Source organism: Mucilaginibacter lutimaris (assembly GCF_042676625.1).
GTDB lineage: Bacteria > Bacteroidota > Bacteroidia > Sphingobacteriales > Sphingobacteriaceae > Mucilaginibacter > Mucilaginibacter lutimaris.
Window position 1 is genome coordinate 238,867 of record NZ_JBHTIA010000009.1, and the last position, 20,308, is coordinate 259,174.

Genomic DNA, 20,308 nt, shown 5'->3' on the forward strand with positions numbered 1-20,308 from the left:
ATGGTTAAAGATGTTGTCCGTCCGTTTACAGAGCAGACAAATAAAACAAGCACAACTTAACTACGGATATTAAGGAGCAATATCCATTTATCGCTTCTCATCAATTTCTAATTCTAATGGAATTTTAATGTCGCTTTTGGATTTTTAAGGGCTATGTGCGACTTATATTTGCCCATTTTAGCGGTGTTTTTGTAATAAAATGGTTACCGCAACGGTGTTGTCAAGATATTAACTGAAATATGGTTGTACGGAATAGTGATATTTTTGTCGTATAACGATATATTATAATCAGATTATCGCTTATTCAGTTATTGTTATTATAAATATTTCCTTATTGGAATTAATTATTATATATGTCGGCCTATAATTAATTCATTAAGCTTGTTTTTAATCAAAAATTAATAAGTTTGCATTGTTGAATGTATCTATACATTCTCTGCACGGTGTACCCTTCCAGTTTGTGCGCCTAACAATGCCCCTAATTACCCTACTATTTAAACTTTTTGTTTTTACAGGATGCCTTTGTCCTTTTTGGTTTTACATGCCCCGGCTTTTTTTGTGCCGGTAAAAATATAACCACGCTTGTTGTTCTTTATAAGATCAGTTAATTAGTTAATACGCCTCCCCCGAGCGTGGGGGGCGTATTTTTTAAACAATGCCAAATTCAAATTAATTTTTATGAATAGGAGTGACCAATATGAATAGATTATTTTTACTAATCATTTTACTGTTTAATGTTGCTGTTGTATCTGCCCAGGCCCAAACGGTTACGGGTACGGTTACAGCAAAGTCTGACAAGGGGCCGTTGCCCGGTGTTAGCGTAAGGGTTAAAGAGGCCCAGGCGGGTACAATTACCGATGCGAACGGAAGGTTTAGCATTAACGTACCTGCCGGTGGTAAAACCCTTGTATTTACCTTTGTGGGTTTCACCACACAAGAGGTTGCCATTGGCGGCCAAACTACCATTAACGTACAGCTTGCCGAAAGCAGCCAGCAATTAGGCGAGGTTGTAGTTACGGCATTGGGAATATCGCGCCAGCAAAAATCGCTGGGGTATGCTGCACAGCAAATTAAAGGCGAAAACCTGACACTTACCCGCCAGGCCGATTTCAACACCGCCTTAGCCGGTAAAGTTGCCGGTGTGCAGATACTGGGTGGCTCGGGCGCGAAGTTTGGCGCATCAACCATACGTATAAGGGGTATCAACTCGTTACAGGGCGGTAACCCAATTTACGTGGTTAACGGTGTAGTAACAGACCCTAACGCCATTAATAACGATGATGTGGAAACCCTGACTGTGCTTAAAGGCCCTGCGGCTACAGCATTATATGGCCAGCGTGCATCAGAAGGCGCGGTGGTTATTACGCTTAAAAGAGGTTCTAATAAAGGTTTAGGCATATCTGTAAACCAAACCACTACTTTAGAGCGTGTGTACACCCTGCCTAAATACCAAAACGAGTATGGCGGTGGTGCCAGCCAGGATTTCCTGACCTATACCTATAACCCCGCTACCGATCCCGACTACCTGCAGCAGTTTAACGGTACCAAGTACTACAATTACGCGGTAGACGAAAGCTGGGGCCCTAAAATGGATGGCACCTTATACGCTCCATGGTATTTTTGGGACCCAACCAACCCCGGCTTTGGTAAGCTTAAGCCTTTTGTGGCGCAGCCAAACAACGTGAGGGATTTTTACAAAACAGGCGTTACTACCAATAACAACGTATCGTTCTCTAAAGCAGGCGATGATTACAACGCCCGTGTATCATACACTAACTTAAACCGCACAGGCGTTAGCCCTAACACTAAACAAAGGCGTAACAATGTAAGCTTTAACGGTGATATGAAAATTACCCCTAAGTTTACCGTTAGCGCCAACATTAACATCTTTCAGGAAAACCTGAAGAATGTACCTGCCGAAGGTTACGGTACCCAAACATCGGGCTCGTTTAACCAGTGGTTCCACCGCGACCTGGAGATAGATCAATTAAAGAACTACCGCCGTGCAGATGGTACTTACACCACATGGAATATTACAGCCCCCGGCGATCTGACGCCTAAATACTGGGATAACCCTTACACCGAGGCTTATGTTAACACCTCAGAGGCCAACAACAACCGGGTGTATGGTAATTTAACGGCTGCCTACAACATCCGTAAGGACCTTAAACTATCGGTTATTGCCCGTGGCGATTATTTGAACCGTGATGCTAACAGCAGGGTGGGCTCTAATACCATTAACCCTGATGCTTATGCGGAGAACAGCTACCAGTACAAAGAGTACGACTATGTAGCATCGTTAGAGTACGACCACATGTTTGGTAAAGATCTTAGCCTGCGCGCGGGTGCCTTTGGCGAGTCGAGGCAGGATGTAACCAAATACTTAACCAGCAGCACTGTTGGTGGTTTAGCCATACCAGACCTGTATACCGTTGGTAACTCGTTAGACAGGCCTACCACCAATACCGAGCATACCCAAAAAGTGGTGAACAGTTTATACGGTTACGCATCGTTAGGGTATAAACAATTCTTGTATTTAGATCTAAACATCCGTAACGATCAATCGTCGGCCTTGCCACGTAATAAAGACTCGTACTTATACGGTGGAGCATCAGCTTCGTTTGTATTTACCGAGGCAGGCTTTATCCCTAAAAACGATTTCCTTACGTTTGGTAAGTTAAGGGCATCGGTAGCAAAGGTAGGGTCAGACCTGTCGCCATACTTAACCGGGCAAACTTATAACCTAAGCCAGGTGCCTTATGGCAGCAGCCCGGTACAGTTTGTGCCAAACAGCTTACCAAACCCTAACATCGAGCCAACGCTGTCTACATCTTACGAGTTGGGGACCGAGTTGCACTTCCTGAAGGGCGACCGCATCCGCTTAGATGTTAACTATTACAACCGTAACACCAAAAACCAGATCCTGGGCTTGCCTGTTAACGGTACCACAGGTTACTCAACCATCGTTATCAACGCGGGTTCTATTGTTAACCACGGTATCGAGATCTCGTTAGGCGGTACACCGGTTAAAACCAGCAGCTTTGTGTATGATGCTATCTTTAACATAGCGTTCAACCGCAATAAAGTGGTATCGTTATACCCTAACTTTAACGTGTTACGCTCATCGCCGGAAGGTGGTGGTGGTGCCGGCATAGGCGGCTACCAGGGTGCGGGTGCATCAGGCTTCGGCTTTGTGGGTTCGCCGTCGTTCTCGGTTAACAGTGAGGTGGGCAAACCATACGGCGAGCTTATTGGTTCGGGCTTTGTGCGCGATGCTAACGGTAATATTGTTGTTGATGCCGATGGTTTCCCCGAGCGTAACGACAATGTGCACCTGGGTAACATCCTGCCTAAGTTTACAGGTGGTTTCACCAATAACATCACCTACAAAGGTGTAACGCTTGGCCTGTCGTTCGATTTCCAGTACGGGGGTAAATTTGTATCGGTAACACAACAAAACCTTGCAGGCTCGGGTTTGGGCGAATCTACCGTAGGCCTTAACGAGAACGGCAAACCAAGGCGCGACGACCCTGCAACAGGCGGTGGTACACTGGTAAAAGGCGTGCATGAAGATGGTACCCCAAACACTACGTTTGTTGATACCCGCACCCTAAACGAAGGTTACTACAGCGCCATTTGGGAGCAATACACCTACGATGCTACATATATTAAATTAAGAGAGGTAAGCATTGGTTATAATTTACCAAAGAAATGGTTTGGCAAAACGCCGCTGCAAACAGCAAGATTCTCTATTGTAAGCCAAAACCCATGGTTAATATACACCAAGGCCAGAGTAAAGGGTATAGACCCATCGCAGCTGCAAACCTCGTTTTACGAGGGCGGGCAATTGCCTGCAACCCGCACGCTTGGCTTTAACCTTAACTTAACATTCTAAGAAAAGCACTTATGAAAAAGTATTTTAATAAATTTCTGATCATTTTTATTGCAGGTGTAGCCATTACATCATGTAAAAAAATATCCGACGATATCAACGTAAACCCCAATCAGCCCATTAAGCTATCGCCGGGCTACGGTTTTACCAGCGCTTTGCAATACCTTGGCGGTACAGGCGGCGGTAACGCAACTACCAATATAAACAGTGCCGCAGGCGAGCTTTACTCGCAGTACCTGGCCGAAACGTTTTACAACAACGAGAGCCGGTTTGCACTGGCACAGTACGATTACCAGGGCTACTACACCGGCCCGTTAACAGATCTGCAACAGGTTATTACCACCAATACCGACCCTGCAACCAAAGGTACCAAGCTTACGCTGTCATTCGGCTCTAATGCCAACCAGATAGCGGCTGCACGCATCTTAAGGGCGTTTATTTATCTTACCATTACCGATAGGTGGGGCGATGTCCCTTACTCCGAAGCCCTAAAAGGCCGCGACAACCTTACGCCAAAGTTTGATGCCCAAAAGGATATTTATACCGACCTGTTTAAAGAACTGACCGAAGCACAGGCACAGTTTGATGACGGCGGGCAACTTACAGGCGATATCCTTTTTGGCGGCGACAACACCAAGTGGAAACACTGGGCAAACTCGTTACGCGCGGTAATGGCGCTGCGCTTAAGCAAGGTAGACGCCACCACAGGCCAGGCCGAGTTTCAGAAAGCTATAGCCGCGGGTGTCATGACCTCTAACGACGATAACGCTACCTTCCGTTATTTGCAGGAGCAAAACAACGAGAACCCATTCTTTGGCAACTACCGCAACCGGTACGATTACGCCGTGAGCGACCAGGTAGTTAACAGGCTGCAAGGTAACAACGACCCACGTTTACCCGTTTACGTAGCGCCAACATCGGCCGGTACATTCGTAGGGTTACCTTACGGGCTTGCCGGTGAAGCTTTAGACGCGTATAACATAGGTACACGTAGCAAAAAAGGCAACGTATCGCAAATTGGCGAGGCTTATTCTGCTCAGGATGCGCCAACCACCTGGACGAGCTACGCCCAGATACTATTTGCACAGGCCGAAGCCGCGCACCGTGGCTGGATACCCGGAGGCGATGCCGCCGCGGCAACCCTGTACACACAGGGCGTAACCGCGTCGTTACAGCAAAATGGGATTGAGGGAGCAGGTGCAACCGCGTACCTTGCCCGGCCCGATGTGGTGTTTAACCCCGCAACAGCAGTTCAGCAGATCATCACCCAAAAATGGATTGCCAACTATATGGGTAACGGCTGGGAGTCATGGGCCGAATACCGCCGCACAGGCTTCCCTACGCTGGTAGACCCTGTGCCAACCGCCCTTAATGCCGATAAGCACATACCACGCAGGCAGCAGTACCCGCAATCAGAAAACGACCTTAACAAGGCGCATTACCAGGAAGCCATTGCAAGGCAAGGCCCCGACTTACTATCAACCCACGTATGGTGGGATAAATAGCCAAAAACTCATAACCACAACAAAAAAACGAGGGAAGCCCCAAGCTTACCCTCGTTTTTTATTTTAGCCAAGTTCCCCTCTCGAGAGGGGTTAGGGGTGTGTTATAAAAAAGCTAAGTATCAATTTAAAGTTCCCCTCTCGAGAGAGGGTTAGGGGTGTGTTATAAAAAAGATAAGTATTAGTTTAAAGTTCCCCTCTTGAGAGGGGTTAGGGGTGTGTTATAAAAAAGATAAGTATCAGTTTGAAATTCCCCTCTTGAGAGGGTTGGGTATGTTATAAAAAAGATAAGTATTAGTTTAAAGTTCCCCTCTCGAGAGGGGTTAGGGGTGTGTTATAAAAGGGATAAGTAAACGAACGTCAGCACCCCATCGGTTACGCCAGCCCCGCTATCCGCTATACACGGTATACGCTGCTATCGGGTTTAGGGGTGTCTTAGTTGATTTCCTCATTAGACAGAGTAATTCCATCATAAAAGTAGTCAAGAATATATTTATCGAATTCATCAAAACATTTATATTGTAATAATTTAATCTTACCGATTTCTTGAAACTTATGAATCGCAATATGAATGGTAAGGCTTTCGTCCATAAAGTCAATTATGTGATTTGAGTGGATTTTGCGAGCAATCATTCGAGGTAAACCATACTCCTCTAACTGATACACTACTGACGGTAAAAACGCATGAGATACTTTTGAAATAAATGGTGAAACATCCACACCGTTATTGATAATTTCTTTTTGCAATACATTAATGTCGCTTACCAATGCCGATAGGTTAAAACTTGCTATTCTTTCTAATTTGAAGAATTGTTGAATATCAATATCGTCGGCGTCTAATTCATTTAACAGTTGGGGAATTGTTTTAGTCCAGTTATTCACTAACACTTTAATAAAAGCTATAAACTTTTTATTTTGAATTCCATATGCACCGTCTCCCCATTCTCCAGGTTGCAGATAAATTATTTTATAAAGTAATCTATCCCAAGAGTTTGAATCTGTAGAATTTAAAAATGATAAGCCATTCCAATCTTCAGGGTTTAATTTCATATCTTTAGCGATAGTTTTTATAAACTCAGAGTTATTAGATTTAAAAACATTTTCTTTTAGCAAAGCATCATAACATTCCTTTCCAAGGATTTCATACATCTCATCTTTGTAAGTTATAATCTTGTTTATTTGTTCGTTGTTTAGACTTCCCTTATATAAATTTTCATCGATGTCACCTAAAATTGAATCTGGAAACGGAATATCTAATTGAGTTGTATCTTCTTCGGGAGGCGGCTCCAATAAAAAGATCTTTCCAACAAAATATTTAAACATTCTGCCTCCTCTGCCGATTATGTTTTTGTAGGTAAAACTATCAAGTACACTGTTACCACCGCTCCTTCTGTTTCTCCAAATAATAACATTTTCTGCGGAAGTATTAACGCCTTCTATAATAGATGATGTTGAAATAATATTTTCTAAGCCATTTTTTTCTTCAAATAATCTCACTTGTATTTGACTTAAAGATCTATGTAGCTGTCCATTATGTATTCCAACACCCCGCATTATTAAATTTGTTAATTTCCAATTTGGGTCGTAATTCAAAATGAGCCAATTTGAAAAATTCAATAAAAGTGGCTTATCAGAAATAGGTAAATTTTCTATCAAGATTTCAGAAACCTTATCAATTTGAGCATAGGATGCTGCGTAGATTAGCGATTTTGTTTTTGTGTCATGTAAAATTTTTAATAAGGCGTGTTCTTTAAGCAAAGTATCTTTTCCAATGTCTTTATAGAGGTTATGTTTTTCTAAAAATACGGTATTGAAACTTAACTTAAACTCGAAGAACATATCTTGAGTAAAGACATTTTCAATAATTGAAGTAATGTTCGGTGCAAGAAAATATTTTTGTTTGGCCTTGTATCCTAACTTAATAATTGCTTTAAGTAAGGAAGGCGATCTTTCTTTGTCATATATAGAACTTGCTTTGTAAAACTCATCAACAATCAGTATATCAATAGAATCAATTTTGTTAATATAACTCATCGCTCTTTCTTGCGGAAATATAAAAATGTTTTTTTTCGCTAATTCTACTTCTGCCGTTGTTATTATTTTGTAATCGTTCGAAAACTTTTTGAAAAGACGCCTTCTCGTCTCGTCAGTTAGTGCAATTGTAGGGACAATTATCACTACATTTTTTGGTTTTTTAATTGAAATAAACGCGTCTATAACAAAGCTTTTTCCAAAACTGGTAGGAGCACTTACTGCTATATTGTTCCCATCTATTAGTTTTTTTAGCAACGAAGATTGCTCACGGTGTAGGGTTGCTTTTTTACGTCCGATGTCAACTTTAAATATTTCATAGGTGAACTTGTCATCCCAGTTGGCAGTTTCTGTTTGCAAATAAGGATATAAACCAGTTAGTCTTATCAAATGGTTAACAAGTGGTGAATAATCGATTTCATGTTGAGAATGATAATCTAATAGCTTAATCAACTCATCCCTTGCGATAGACTCTTGATTTTCATTAAGAAAATCGTTTATCTTTTGGCATGTTTCAAAGATATCCATTAACTATTTTTATAAAAGTTAGCAGTTGATAAGAAGCTATTTACAATAGCCTCTTTAGAAGGAACCGGAAATAAAATCAAGTGAAATGTTATAGAGGCGTATTTATTTACAGCCGATAGCTTTGTAAGTTGTTTTTTGAAATAAGTTTCTGCTTTGACCTTGTGAAGGTCGGTTATTTCGGCTTTATAATCATCAGATAAACTAATACACTTATTCGTTATTGCACATTCATGTAACAACAAAATTGGTATATGAAGAATTGGTTTTAAATCATCTATGGACTTTCGACCATTTAAAGCAAGTTTAATTTTTTTTCGTAATTCAACATCCGTAATCAGCCCGTCGATGTCAGAGACGTTTGTGATTATACTATTTTCTTTTTTTAGTTTGTCTGTAACAAGTGCATTCTCAATAGATTCTACTATTACATCAAATCTGGCATCGTCAATGCTATTATAAAATTTTGCTTCACCTAACCAGATTGAAAACGTATAATCGCTCTCAATGACTATGTGAACACTATCAGCACCTTTCGCATTATCTTGGACGTTTTGCTTATAGAAAATTTTGGGGACAACCGGCAATGCGTTATAGTGGTGTTTCATAATACCATATAATGCAATTTCCGCCAGTTCGCTTCCTTTACTTATATCGCCAATTTTATCGGTTAATCTTAGATTCTGCGCTGCTGCTGTTAATAACGAGTGGCTGGAATCAATTAAACTTTCCCTTTCATTATAAGAAAGCGATGTCTCGGCAACATTATCCCAAATGAAATTTTGGAAATTTTTATATCTCCACTTTTTGTCTTCAAAGTCATTAATGACGCTTAAAACATTTTTTTTATCGATTGGATTTAAAGACTTATCGGTTGCGATATTAATAAAACTGTCATCTATTAATATTTTGAAATTTAAAGACAAGGACATTAGGATTAGGTAAGTTTGAAAGTAAATATTGCGTTTTATTTTCACTATTCCTATACGTAAAACTACCTGTTTTTCAATTAACTAATAGCTAATAACCCGCTATTACAAGCGCCCCGCTTGCGGCTTCTCACATTAGTCCCACCATCAATCCTCAAAAACCTCATACAAATTTTTTTGATGTTCATGGTGTCACTATGCTGTCACCATTTCAACATTCACTATGCTGATAATTAGCATGTTCACGAAATTCACCCTGGTTGTGCAAACGTGAACGTGAACATTTCCTTGCATATATTAGTGTATTTGACATGGTTTGGATTATAATCTCCCATCGGTGTGATCATCAACAATCGGCCAAATCACACAAAACAAAAATCCCTATCTTTGCGGTTATCATGATGTTAACTAACCAGGCAGGGGTACAGTGGGAGAAGGGCTATAACAATTATGGCCCGTGGCTTAAGGATAAATACCCGGGGCACCGCGTGTTTAAGGTGATTGTTGATGGTGGCTTTACCTGCCCCAACCGCGATGGCTCTAAAGGCTTCGGCGGGTGCACGTATTGTAACGTGGATTCGTTTACGCCAAGCGTTAGCCGCAACGCGCCTACGGTTAAGCAGCAGGTGATAGAGGGGATGGAGCGTGCCCGCAGGGGTAACAAGGCCGATAAGTTTATCATTTACTTTCAGCCCAATACCAATACCTACGCCCCCGCCCATTACCTTAAAATGCTGTACGACGAGGCCCTAAGCTACGGCACCGAAGATATTGTAGGCCTGAGCGTAGGTACCCGCCCCGACTGTATAGACGCCGAGAAGATTGCCCTGCTGGAAAGCTATACCGACCGCTTTGACGTTGACCTGGAAATGGGCATGGAGAGCATTTATGACGATACGCTGAACCAGATCAACAGGGGTTGTAGTCACGATGAGTTGCTGAAAGCCCTTGCGCTTACCGAGAATACCAGGCTGGATGTTTGCGTGCACACGATATTTGGTTTCCCCTGGGAAACGCACGATATGATGCTTAAATACGCCGATGAGATAAACCGCCACCCGCAGATAAAGTTCGTAAAGTTTCACCACCTGCACATTGTGGAGGGCAGTGTGATGGGGGTTAAGTACAAGCGCGAGCCTTTCAAACTATTCGGCATTGATGAGTACGCCGATTTTCTGTGCGAACTGCTGCCCAGGGTACGGCCGGATATTGTTATCCAGCGCCTCTTCGGCCTCAGCGACCGCGAACTCCTCATAGCCCCCAACTGGGGATTGAAAAAAAGCGAAATACAATACTATATAGACCAACGGATACTAAGCAGAGGTGTGGTGCAGGGAAGTAGCCTCACCTAAATCCTCTCCAAAGGAGAGGACTTGACAAGCAAGTGCTCTACTCCCTCTCCTTTTGGAGAGGGCCGGGGAGAGGCTATTCCCCAAAGTTTTAGGCCTTTTTAAACAATAATCGGGTAATCCTTAATCCTGAAAATTCGGGGTTAAGGCGTATTGGTATTTGGTTTGCATAACCTAAGCGAACATTTATACGTAAAACACATACTTATATTACTGTTTTGGCGCAAAAACCTTTACAAAACTATATTCCGGCGCTTACCGGGGTGCGTGCAATGGCGGCGTACCTGGTGTTTATTTCGCATTACGCCTACGCGTTTGATGAAAATTTTCCCCGTGCTGTGCAACGTTTTCTTAACGAGTTCCATATAGGGGTAACTATCTTCTTTGTGCTTTCGGGGTTTTTAATTGCTTTCAGGTACTTCGATAGCTTTAAGCTTACCGGCGATTGGTTTAAGCAATACCTTAAAAACAGGGTAGCGCGCATTTACCCCATGTACTTTTTGCTCACCCTGGGGGCATTTGTATCCTACTACTTTACTCACGACCAAAAGATAACCAACGGCTTTGCAAACCCCATAGGGTTATTCTTTATGCACATCACCTTTGTAAGGGGCTTTTTTGATCAGTTAAAATTTACGGGTATTGCGCAAGGCTGGAGCTTAACGGTAGAGGAGTGCTTTTACTTTTCGGCGCCGTTCATATTCTACTTCGCGCAAAAGTACCGCAAGTTTTACATCCAGCCGGTGATAGTTACCCTCGCGGGAGCTACGCTGGTACTCATATTTAGTCATGTAGATTGGTATGGTTTCTTCGGCAACTTTACCTTTATGATGCTTTATACGTTTTTGGGCCGGTGCTTCGAGTTCTTCGCGGGGATCCAGCTGGCGCTTATCGTTCGTAAGCAAAATCTGGACGGACAGAGCAAAAGCAAATATACCTACCTGGGCTTCGCATTGATATTTGTATGCGTAGGTATCATGAGCGTGCTGCCTATCCCCAAAGGCGAGGTGGCAGGTCTGCATAATCCGTTTGGCATCATCACCAATAACTACCTGCTGGCAGGCTCTATAGCGCTGTTTTTCTACGGATTGCTTACGGAAACCACAGTACTCAAAAAAATATTATCCAACCCGTTTGTTGAGCTGCTTGGAAAAAGCTCGTATATATTTTACCTGATACACCTTGGTTACATGTACGATTTTATGCACAACTACTTTAACAAATGGAACGACGATATTTTTGAACTGTATGATAAATGGGGGAAGGACTGGGTATCGCCTTTTCAGTACGATGCGCTGAACGTGCTATTCGCTTTTATATTGCTGAATGCCATAAGCATCCTGCTGTTTAAAACCATAGAGGAGCCGCTGAATCATTATATTCGTAAATCAGATTTTTTGATCAAGAACAAGCCCCGCAACCCCGAGAATAATGCTGAAGCTATTAAGGCTTAGCCATTAATGATTAACAATGAAGAGAGCAAATAAGATATATTTAATACTGAGTTGTGCCGTTGCCATGCTATGCCTGCAGTACACAACCGCCGCCGCGCAGGATGATGATGAGGGCATATCTACCGTGCTTACCCCGGGTAATAAGAATGCTATTTTCAGCAGCAGTGCAAATTATACCTTCGAGGTTAAAAACCCTACCGATGCTGTACAAACCGGTACCGTATCGTACGAGATAACCCAGCACGGTAAAAAGATAGGCGAGGGCAAGCAAAAGGCCAACATCGGCAAAAAAGCGTCAGAGAAATACAGCTTTGATCTGCCTGCCCTTAAATCGGGATTTTATAAGGTGGCCTTTATGGTCAACATATCAGATTATGACGATACCACCCGCCGTGTATTTGGTATACAGCCCGAGGCTATCCGCTCGCAATACGCCAAACCTGCCGATTTTGACGCCTTCTGGCAAAAAGCCAAGGATGAGTTAGCCAAAGTGCCACCTCAGTTTAAGGTTACCCCGATGCCTAAAATGAATACCGATAACCGTAAGGTTTTCGCCATAGAGATGCGCTCGCTGGATAACTACCTCATCAAAGGCTGGATGACGGTACCTATAAACAAGAACAAAGACCGCAAGTTTTCCGTATTGCTGGGTTTACCCGGCTACCAGGTTAATTTGCTGCCCATTACCGGTTTAGATGAAGATCTGGCCATCATCACCCTAAACGTAAGGGGGCAGGGCAATAGCAGGGGGCCGATTGATACCCGCCGTGATGAGTTTATTTTTTACCGCATAGAAGACCGCGACAACTACGTGATGCGCGGCGTTATTATGGATTGCATCCGCGCGGTAGATTTTGTGTATTCGCAACCCTATTTAAAGCACGATAATATCTTGGTATCGGGTGGTAGTATGGGCGGCTACCTGGCGCTGGCAACTGCCAGTTTAGATAAAAGGGTAAACCTGTGCTCGGCGCAAAACCCCATCCTGTGCGATGTAAATAATTTGGATGGCGAGGTCACCTGGCCAATAAACGACATAAAAAAGTACATTAAAACGCAGCCGGGCCTAACCTTTAGCAAGGTATTAAGCAACCTTAACTATTACGACGGAAAGAACTTCGCAGCAGGCCTTAAAACTAATATGATAATGGGCATTGGTCTATTAGACCCATACGCCCCACCGGCAAATGAATACGCCACATACAACATTATACCGGGCAAAAAGCGCTTAATGGTATTTAAGGACCTTGGGCACGAGATCTCGCAGTCGTACAAAGATTTAGAAGGGAGGTGGATGCGTGATGCATTCGCATTATTTTAACAGCTAACTATGAAAATATCTAATACCTATCTTAAATATATACTAATAGCCATAGGCTGCGTGCTGCTGGCACCTAATACCAGCCATGCGGGTGGTTTCCCGGTGAGGCCTAAAAGGTTGTTGCTGTCGCCATCGTTCAGCTATTTTTATGCCGACAGGGGTTGGGATTCGTTACGCCGTAAAAGCTTATTTGCCGATGGCGGGCAGTTTGAGTCGCTGGGAGTATCGTTATATGCCGAGTATGGTTTAAGCCGAAGGTTTACGCTGGTTGCCTTGCTGCCTTATGTAAAGAATACTTACGAGGATAACAACGCCAAAACTGTTAGCAGTGGCCTAACCGATCTGGAGGTGGGTATACGCTATTACCTCGCCAACATTAATTATATATATTACTTTACCGTGCAGGGCACATTTATTACCCCGCTGTATAACGACCTGGCTTTAGGATACAAGCAGCAAGGTGCCGAGCTTAAGTTTGCCTTTGCAGGTAGCGGTAAGGTACTGGGTAAAAATTATTATTTCACGGCCGAGAATGGCTTTCGCCAGTACTTTGGTCCCGATGGCCCCTTTCAGGATAGATACAACGGCACATTCGGTTTAACGTTAGACAGGAAATTCCGACACCAGGTATCGGTATCGCTTAGCGGTTTTTACTCTACCAGTAGCTTTAAAAAGTTTTCGCCCATACAGGCCATCAATAAGAACTTCGCGTTTAATCAGGCATCGTTAACTTACGGGTACACCTTCAGCAGGCGGTTCTCAACGTTTGTTTCGGCAGGGCACTTCATCAATGGCCGCAACACCGGCGATGGCGCTACGGCAAACGTATCCCTTTTATTTAAGCCTTTCAGATAATGCATAACAACATGGCCAAATTACTCATTATATTTCTGCTGTTACCCTTTTGCTGCTTCGCGCAAAGTGCCGAAACTTATATAGGGGTGGGTAATACCGAAGCTAATATTAAAAACTATAAAGGGGCTATAGATGATTTTACCAAGGCTATACAGTTAGAACCAAATAATGCCCGTGCTTACTTTTATCGGGGTAACGCATACAATAACCTAAAGGAGCGCGATAAGGCCTTTGCAGACTACAGCAAGGCTATTCAGTACGACCCTAAAAGCACTTTCGCTTATTTTTACCGGGGTAACATCAATAACGAAACCGGCAAGTTTGCTGACGCGATAAACGATTTTACCCGTGCTATTGAATTGGCCCCACGTGCAGATATGTACCACTACCGGGCAAATGCCAAAGCCAGCCTGGGCGATCATGCCGGCGCGGTAGAGGATTTTACCAAAGCCATCGCTTTAGATCCTAAAGATGCCTCGCTTTATGAGTATCGTGGTGTTGCCAAAAGCAATTTAAAAGATAACGAAGGCGCTATTGCAGATTACGACAAAGCGGTATCTCTCGACCCTAAAAATTCCGACCTGATATTTTATCGTGGTAACGCTAAAGGTAACATGGGCGATTATAAAGGTGCAATAGGCGACTATACAGCTGCCCTTGCCCTTAACCCAAAAAATGCGGAAGCGATATTTTATCGCGGTAACGCCTACGGTAACTTAAAAAATTATAATGCCGCTATTGCAGATTATAAGACCACCATCAGGCTTAACCCTAAAATGCCTAATGTGTACAAGTACCTGGCGAATGCTTTAGGTAACGTGGGTGATAAAAAATCAGCCTTGGAATATTTTGCGCAGGCCATTAAGCAAGACCCAAACAACGCCGACCTGTACCTTTACGATGGTTTAGTAAAGTACAACCTGAACGATAACGAGGGCGCTTTGGCCGATTTCGATAAATCGATAGAGTTGAAACCAAGCTCGGATGCTTACCAAAATCGTGCTGATATTAAACTGAGCTTGAAAAACTACGATGAAGCTAAAGATGATGCCGATGAAGCCATTAAATTAGATAGCAAAAACGCTTATGCCTACGTAAGCCGTGCACGCGCTAATCTTGAATTGAGGGATACCGTGGCTGCATTGGCTGATCTGAATACGGGTATTAAAATGAACCCGGCTAATGATTACTCTTACGTGTTGTTAGGTAATATAGATGCAGGTAAACACAAGTACGATAGCGCTTTGGCCTGGTACGATAAGGCACTTAGCTACAGTCCCGGCGATTCGGAAACGCTCTTAAAACGTGCCGAAACCCGCCTGAAGGTTAATAATCGTGCAGGTGCTTTGGCAGACTATAAACGTATTGCTGCCATTAATAAAGATGACGATAACCTGCGCGACAGGTTTGTAAAATCTATCATTAGGGCTAAGTTTTATGCCGAGGCTTTGCCGATATTTAACACGCTGGTTGCCGCAGATGGCAAAAACGCTAACTTTTTTGTTGGGCGTGGGGTAGCTAAACAACATACAGGCGATATTCAGGGAGCATTGGCGGATTACGGCACAGCCTTAAAGCTCGACACCGCGTCATCATTAGCATACTTTAACCGTGGCAGTGCCAGGTTTGATCAAAAGGATTATACCGGTGCGCTGGCAGATATCGCAAAAGGCATTAAAATAAACGACGGACAGGAAGATGCTTATTTCATTCGTGGTCAGATCCGTTTGGCTATGAAGAACTACCAGGGCGCTGTTGATGATTTTAATAGCGTTACATTCATTAATCTGGATAATACCGTTGCCTATGCCTGGAGAGGCCTTGCACGCGCCCTAAGCGGCGATAAACAACGCAGCGACCTCGATTTTAATTATGCCCTAAAGATAGAACCCAAAAACCCTGAGATCTATTACCTGCGCGGCCAGTCAAGGGTAAATGTCAAAGATGTAACAAACGCCTGTACCGATTTTAAACAAGCTATCGCCTTAGGCTCAAAAGACGCTGAGGCAGCTGCAAAGCAGTATTGTAAGTAAAAACTTGTTGCTTTTATTCCCTCCTTGGGGAGGGGTGTAATGGATGTGTAGTGGCAGGGAGGGGTTTCTTCGTCTTGCCAACTTAATAACCCCTCCCTTGCCCTCCCGGGGGAGGGAATTAAATACCTACATCTTACCAAACAAATCCTCAATCGCTTTTACCCGATACTCAAATATCTGCTTCACCTTTTTACCAACAAAAACATTATTAGCTATGGTGCCAATGACACTGTATGGTATAGCATAATGCAGGATATCTGTCATCTCCACCCCGCCGGGAATCTCTTTAAAGTGGTGCTGGTGGTGCCATAGGGCGTACGGGCCAAAGCGTTGTTCATCAACAAAGTATTTGCCATCTACAACGTGGGTTATTTCGGTCATCCAGTTCATTTTGATGCCCAGCAAGGGCGAGATCTTGTAGGTAATAATCATGCCGGCGTACATTTTAGTTTGGGCGGTATAATCTGATGTTACCACAAAGCGCATATCAGGCGGCGTTATTTTGGCAAGATTTAGCGGCGACGAAAAAAAGTCCCAGGCCTCATCAAGGCTTATGGGAATATTCTGTTTGAATTTTAAAGCGTATGTTTTCACGACTATTGAACAAGCTTAAAGTAGTATTGTTAGGTTGTTTTATTGCTTAATTTCTACAAAACGGACGAACAACAATTAAACAATCCAACAATTTTTATAATCCATTCGCTTCTGTAGCAATTGGAAGATCGTTACGGCTCCACTCACTCCATGAACCCACATAAAGCTTTGGCCCTTTAATGCCTGCATACTCCATGCCCAGCAAGGTATGGCAAGCCGTAACACCCGACCCGCAATGCACAATTACATCTTCGGGTTTTACATTGCCAATGGTATCATTATAAAGTGTAGCCAATGCCTGAGAAGTCAAATATTTTCCCTCGGGCGATAGGCTGTTGCTGTAGAACAGATTGACCGCGCCGGGTATGTGGCCCGCTACAAGGTCCAAAGGTTCGGTGTGGCCAAGGTATCGTGCGCCTTCTCGTACGTCAATCACAACACGGTTATCGGCTTTGGCAGCGGCTTTCACTTCTTCAATTTCTGCGGTATGGTTATATTTTTCGGGAATAGGATAAGCCTCTACAGGGGTAGCTTGATATTCATCGGTACTCAGTTCCACACCTGCATCCGTAGCGGCCTTTAACCCGCCGTTTAATACCTGTACGTTGGTGTGGCCTACCGAGCGCAGCATCCACCAGAGTCTTGCGCCACCCATAGCAGCATTTTTATCATCATAAACCACCACGTGGCTATCAGGATTTATACCCCAGCGACTCAAAGTAGCGGCAAAATCTTTTAAAGATGGCAAGGGGTGGCGGCCACCCTTCGCCGGGTCCTCGGGGTGCGCGGCAAGGTCATCATCCAGCGTCGCGAAGATAGCATTAGGCAAGTGCCCTGCCAGGTAGCGTTCATGCGCGTTAGCGCCCGCACGTACATCTATCAATATAGTTGCCGGGTCAAATACCCGCGGGTCGGTAATTTCTATTAGTGGGGACATGGTGTGGTAGAGATTAGTTAATTAGAGATCAGAGATTAGTTGGAATCGCCAAAGCTGTGCAGGCAAGTTAAAAAAAGCCTGCCAAAAATAAAATTGTGCAGGAAAACTAATCTTTAATCACTGATCTCTATTCTCTAAAAAACCTACTGCACCATCTTATTCGCGCATGATGAGCTTGCGAATGCTTCGGGTTTGGCTTTAAATACAAAGCCCATGCTCAGGATGTAGCCCATAGCTTCATTTAAAGCTGCATTGCTTTTAAACATGGGGTTTGTGTTGATGTCGGCATGCACTTCCAGTTCCACGTCGTACAGGTCAAGCAGGTCGCACAGCTGGTAGGCGATGTCAATAGATTTTTGCACCTCGTGCAGCATCCGCTCTTTGATGGTCATTTTTTGAGAGGTGCGCTCCTGGTGGATGAACATGAATGCGCCACGCTGCTCGCGTATAAAAACAATTACGGTGGCAAAATCGGTAACCGACCCCTTCACCTGCGAATCTGTACCAATACAAACTTTTAATTTATTGCCCAGGTTGGTTTCCCGTTCAATGGCAGCTTCAACCTCTTCAAGTATGGGTGTTTGGATTACCTCACCGCTGAATTTTCTCCAGGTCATAAAAATTGTTTTAGGTTAATTTTAACTGACCTGTTTTATAGGTCTATAAAAATAAGCGATAAACTATTTTATAAACGTTAATTACCGGTAATTTATTTGTTAACATTTAGCTGAATATTAACACGTTAGGGAGTGTTTTCTGTCAAAATCGATGTATGCCTCTTAAAGACCTGCAATTATGCCCATTTTAGGCGTAAAATGTTCACGTTCACGTTTGCACATGTGCACCATAAATCATGAACAGATTAATAATCAGATGTTTGGTCAATCAAATGGTGACATCGTTGCGACACCATAAGGTTAAGAATAAATGTTATAGCTGGTTCAAGCCTACCAACCCGGGTAAGATTAGCGGGTACTGCACAAAAAAAGCCGCTCCTGAAAAAGAAGCGGCTTTTTTTGTGGTTTAAGATCAGATATTATCTGGCTTTGTAATTTTTTGCCTTTTTAACAGGCAAGTGAGGTTTGCCCTGTGGGTTTATCTCCGGGGCACCTACCATGGTCATGGCGCAACGGAAGCCGATATCGGCGCTCGCGCTTTCCTGGTCGGCAAAGCGGCGGGTTGCAGGGTTCATCCAGTATGACAGGTCGTTCCATGAGCCACCTTTATAAACTTTAGAGTGGTTATTTACCAGTGTTGTGGTCCCGTATAGCGCTGTGTTTACAGTGTCATTAAAGTCGCGGTAATCTGGCGTATAGGCTTTGCCTGCCAGTGGGTCCTTAACAGCGGCTGTTGTTGCACCCGGTGCTGCACTGTTTGCAGGTGTTGTACCTGCAGGATTAGTAATGGCCGCGGCCTGTGCCTGTTGCTGCGCTATCATATCAGCATACTTCAATTTTTTGTTTGAAGTTGCAGGGTCTTTAATAGGGCGGCCGTATTTGTCTTTCGCGTATAAACCTTTTGTAGGGTCGGCAAGACGTTTGTTGGTAAACTCGTTACCACGGAACGGGTTCAGGTCGTCCATCTCTTCAAACGAAGTTTGGCGGTAGGTATCGGCAACCCACTCGTTTACGTTACCGGCCATATTATATAAACCAAAATCGTTTGGCTGGTAAGAGCGTACCGGAGCTGTAATTATCGCTTTATCATTTAAGCCACCACCAACACCTGCGTTATCGCCGGCACCACGTTTAAAGTTGGCTAAAATTAAACCACGTGTTTTGCGGTTTGGAGAGCGTACGCCAAGGCCATCCCATGGGTAAACGCGGCCATCATTTATGTTTTCGAACTGTGTGTTACCTGCAAGCGCTAAAGCAGCGTATTCCCACTCCGCTTCTGAAGGTAAACGGTAACCTTGTTTAAGGATACCATCCTCTAAACGTACCGGCCTGCGCGCGGCGTTTTTGCCGGTTCCGCCCTGTGCATTAGGGTTTAAGTCTTTTAACATTTTTTTACCATCTACACCCTGGCCCCTTATCTGTCCGTTCAAATAAATATCAGTGTTAAATGGCTGGCCGGAATTAGCGCCCGCGGCACCTCCCTGGCTTTTTGCCTGATCTTTCCAGGTAACCAGGTTACCACGTTCGCGCAAAATGTTTTCGTTGGTACGGTCGGTACGCCACACGCAGTATTCCTGTGCCTGCTCCCAGGTTACACCAACAACCGGGTAATCCTGAAAGGCCGGGTGGCGCAGGTAATTATCTACATAAACATCATTGTATGAAAGCGGGCTACGCCATACTAAAGTGTCAGGCAGTGCATTGTAATAAAGCTCGTTATCGTTAGGGAAGGTAATATTTATCCAGTGCAGGTAATCCAGCCAATCCTGGTTAGATACTTCGGTTTCATCCATGTAAAAAGACGGAACAGTTACCCTGCGGCGAACATTATTGTATTCGTAAGTAACATCCTGATCGGCGCTACCGCCTAAAACAAAGGTACCGCCCTCAATAGGCACAAGGCCAGGCCCGGGGGTAGGGTGGCTTTGGCGGTATCTTAAGTAGCCGCCGTTTGTCCTGTCGTTGTAACTTAAACCTGTTTTTTGCGATTGCTGTTTTTTACTGCAGCTGCTAAGCATAACAACTAACCCCAACATCACTAAAGCAGTATTAGTAAGTACTTTCATATTTTGCAAAATATATTTGGAGGTAAATTTAAAAAAATTGTGTTATAAAAAATGTGTTATTTATAGGTGTTTACAATAAGTATGAACCTACAGGCTTATTTAAACGTATTAATTATTAACGGAGTTACAATAATTTGTATTAATGGTGCTGTAATAGTATTAACTATAATATAGCATGGATAATAACCGTGGTAATTTTTATT

13 protein-coding genes are annotated in these 20,308 nt (G+C 43.5%); 7 read left to right on the forward strand and 6 right to left on the reverse strand.

Features of this window, described 5'->3' with window-relative positions; genetic code table 11:
* Window positions 1–697: 697 nt before the first annotated feature.
* Entirely contained in the window at window positions 698–3,895 is a 3,198-nt protein-coding gene (locus tag ACFQZI_RS13735) for a SusC/RagA family TonB-linked outer membrane protein (RefSeq protein WP_377143348.1), read from the forward strand.
* Between the two features lie 11 nt (window positions 3,896–3,906).
* A complete protein-coding gene (locus ACFQZI_RS13740) occupies window positions 3,907–5,397 on the forward strand; it encodes a SusD/RagB family nutrient-binding outer membrane lipoprotein (RefSeq protein WP_377143350.1) in 1,491 nt (496 codons plus the stop codon).
* A gap of 432 nt (window positions 5,398–5,829) precedes the next feature.
* Here ACFQZI_RS13740 and ACFQZI_RS13745 read toward each other — a convergent pair whose 3' ends face one another.
* Together ACFQZI_RS13745 and ACFQZI_RS13750 are read right to left on the reverse strand one after the other, a co-directional pair.
* Entirely contained in the window at window positions 5,830–7,953 is a 2,124-nt protein-coding gene (locus ACFQZI_RS13745; protein WP_377143352.1) for a DEAD/DEAH box helicase, read from the reverse strand.
* On the reverse strand, window positions 7,953–8,882 hold the full coding sequence (locus tag ACFQZI_RS13750; RefSeq protein ID WP_377143354.1) for a HamA C-terminal domain-containing protein: 930 nt from the start codon (window positions 8,880–8,882) through the stop codon (window positions 7,953–7,955). Before ACFQZI_RS13750 ends, ACFQZI_RS13745 begins: the two co-directional genes overlap by 1 nt.
* Window positions 8,883–9,277: 395 nt before the next feature.
* On the opposite strand from ACFQZI_RS13750, the gene ACFQZI_RS13755 reads away from it, so the two are divergent.
* From ACFQZI_RS13755 to ACFQZI_RS13775, 5 genes are all read left to right on the forward strand, one after another.
* On the forward strand, window positions 9,278–10,231 hold the full coding sequence (locus ACFQZI_RS13755; protein ID WP_377143356.1) for a TIGR01212 family radical SAM protein: 954 nt from the start codon (window positions 9,278–9,280) through the stop codon (window positions 10,229–10,231).
* A 215-nt stretch (window positions 10,232–10,446) separates the two neighbouring features.
* Window positions 10,447–11,682 (forward strand): acyltransferase family protein, encoded by a 1,236-nt coding sequence (locus ACFQZI_RS13760; protein ID WP_377143358.1) that lies wholly within the window; start codon window positions 10,447–10,449, stop codon window positions 11,680–11,682.
* 16 nt (window positions 11,683–11,698) lie between these two features.
* Window positions 11,699–13,003: an acetylxylan esterase gene (locus ACFQZI_RS13765; protein ID WP_377143360.1), complete on the forward strand. Its 1,305-nt coding sequence runs from the start codon at window positions 11,699–11,701 to the stop codon at window positions 13,001–13,003.
* 9 nt (window positions 13,004–13,012) lie between these two features.
* Window positions 13,013–13,858 carry a hypothetical protein gene (locus ACFQZI_RS13770; RefSeq protein ID WP_377143362.1) on the forward strand — a complete coding sequence of 282 codons (846 nt, stop codon included), beginning with the start codon at window positions 13,013–13,015 and terminating at the stop codon, window positions 13,856–13,858.
* 11 nt (window positions 13,859–13,869) lie between these two features.
* Complete coding sequence (locus tag ACFQZI_RS13775; RefSeq protein ID WP_377143364.1) at window positions 13,870–15,891, forward strand: tetratricopeptide repeat protein; 2,022 nt, start codon at window positions 13,870–13,872, stop codon at window positions 15,889–15,891.
* A 126-nt stretch (window positions 15,892–16,017) separates the two neighbouring features.
* Here ACFQZI_RS13775 and ACFQZI_RS13780 read toward each other — a convergent pair whose 3' ends face one another.
* From ACFQZI_RS13780 to ACFQZI_RS13795, 4 genes are all read right to left on the reverse strand, one after another.
* On the reverse strand, window positions 16,018–16,485 hold the full coding sequence (locus tag ACFQZI_RS13780; protein WP_377143366.1) for an SRPBCC family protein: 468 nt from the start codon (window positions 16,483–16,485) through the stop codon (window positions 16,018–16,020).
* Window positions 16,486–16,579: 94 nt separating this feature from the next.
* On the reverse strand, window positions 16,580–17,422 hold the full coding sequence (locus tag ACFQZI_RS13785; RefSeq protein ID WP_377143368.1) for a sulfurtransferase: 843 nt from the start codon (window positions 17,420–17,422) through the stop codon (window positions 16,580–16,582).
* A 143-nt stretch (window positions 17,423–17,565) separates the two neighbouring features.
* The gene (locus ACFQZI_RS13790) at window positions 17,566–18,039 is read right to left on the reverse strand and encodes a ribonuclease H-like YkuK family protein (RefSeq protein ID WP_377143370.1); all 474 of its coding nucleotides are present in this window, start codon (window positions 18,037–18,039) and stop codon (window positions 17,566–17,568) included.
* 419 nt (window positions 18,040–18,458) lie between these two features.
* Window positions 18,459–20,105 carry an SUMF1/EgtB/PvdO family nonheme iron enzyme gene (locus ACFQZI_RS13795; protein ID WP_377143372.1) on the reverse strand — a complete coding sequence of 549 codons (1,647 nt, stop codon included), beginning with the start codon at window positions 20,103–20,105 and terminating at the stop codon, window positions 18,459–18,461.
* Between the last annotated feature and the right edge of the window lie 203 nt (window positions 20,106–20,308).

Bases quoted from the DNA above. Each gene is read 5' to 3' on its own strand.
- ACFQZI_RS13735 (WP_377143348.1), top strand. From the start codon at position 698: ATGAATAGATTATTTTTACTAATCATTTTACTGTTTAATGTTGCTGTT.
- ACFQZI_RS13740 (WP_377143350.1), top strand. From the start codon at position 3,907: ATGAAAAAGTATTTTAATAAATTTCTGATCATTTTTATTGCAGGTGTA.
- ACFQZI_RS13745 (WP_377143352.1), bottom strand. From the start codon at position 7,953: ATGGATATCTTTGAAACATGCCAAAAGATAAACGATTTTCTTAATGAA.
- ACFQZI_RS13750 (WP_377143354.1), bottom strand. From the start codon at position 8,882: ATGTCCTTGTCTTTAAATTTCAAAATATTAATAGATGACAGTTTTATT.
- ACFQZI_RS13755 (WP_377143356.1), top strand. From the start codon at position 9,278: ATGATGTTAACTAACCAGGCAGGGGTACAGTGGGAGAAGGGCTATAAC.
- ACFQZI_RS13765 (WP_377143360.1), top strand. From the start codon at position 11,699: ATGAAGAGAGCAAATAAGATATATTTAATACTGAGTTGTGCCGTTGCC.
- ACFQZI_RS13770 (WP_377143362.1), top strand. From the start codon at position 13,013: ATGAAAATATCTAATACCTATCTTAAATATATACTAATAGCCATAGGC.
- ACFQZI_RS13775 (WP_377143364.1), top strand. From the start codon at position 13,870: ATGGCCAAATTACTCATTATATTTCTGCTGTTACCCTTTTGCTGCTTC.
- ACFQZI_RS13785 (WP_377143368.1), bottom strand. From the start codon at position 17,422: ATGTCCCCACTAATAGAAATTACCGACCCGCGGGTATTTGACCCGGCA.
- ACFQZI_RS13790 (WP_377143370.1), bottom strand. From the start codon at position 18,039: ATGACCTGGAGAAAATTCAGCGGTGAGGTAATCCAAACACCCATACTT.
- ACFQZI_RS13795 (WP_377143372.1), bottom strand. From the start codon at position 20,105: ATGAAAGTACTTACTAATACTGCTTTAGTGATGTTGGGGTTAGTTGTT.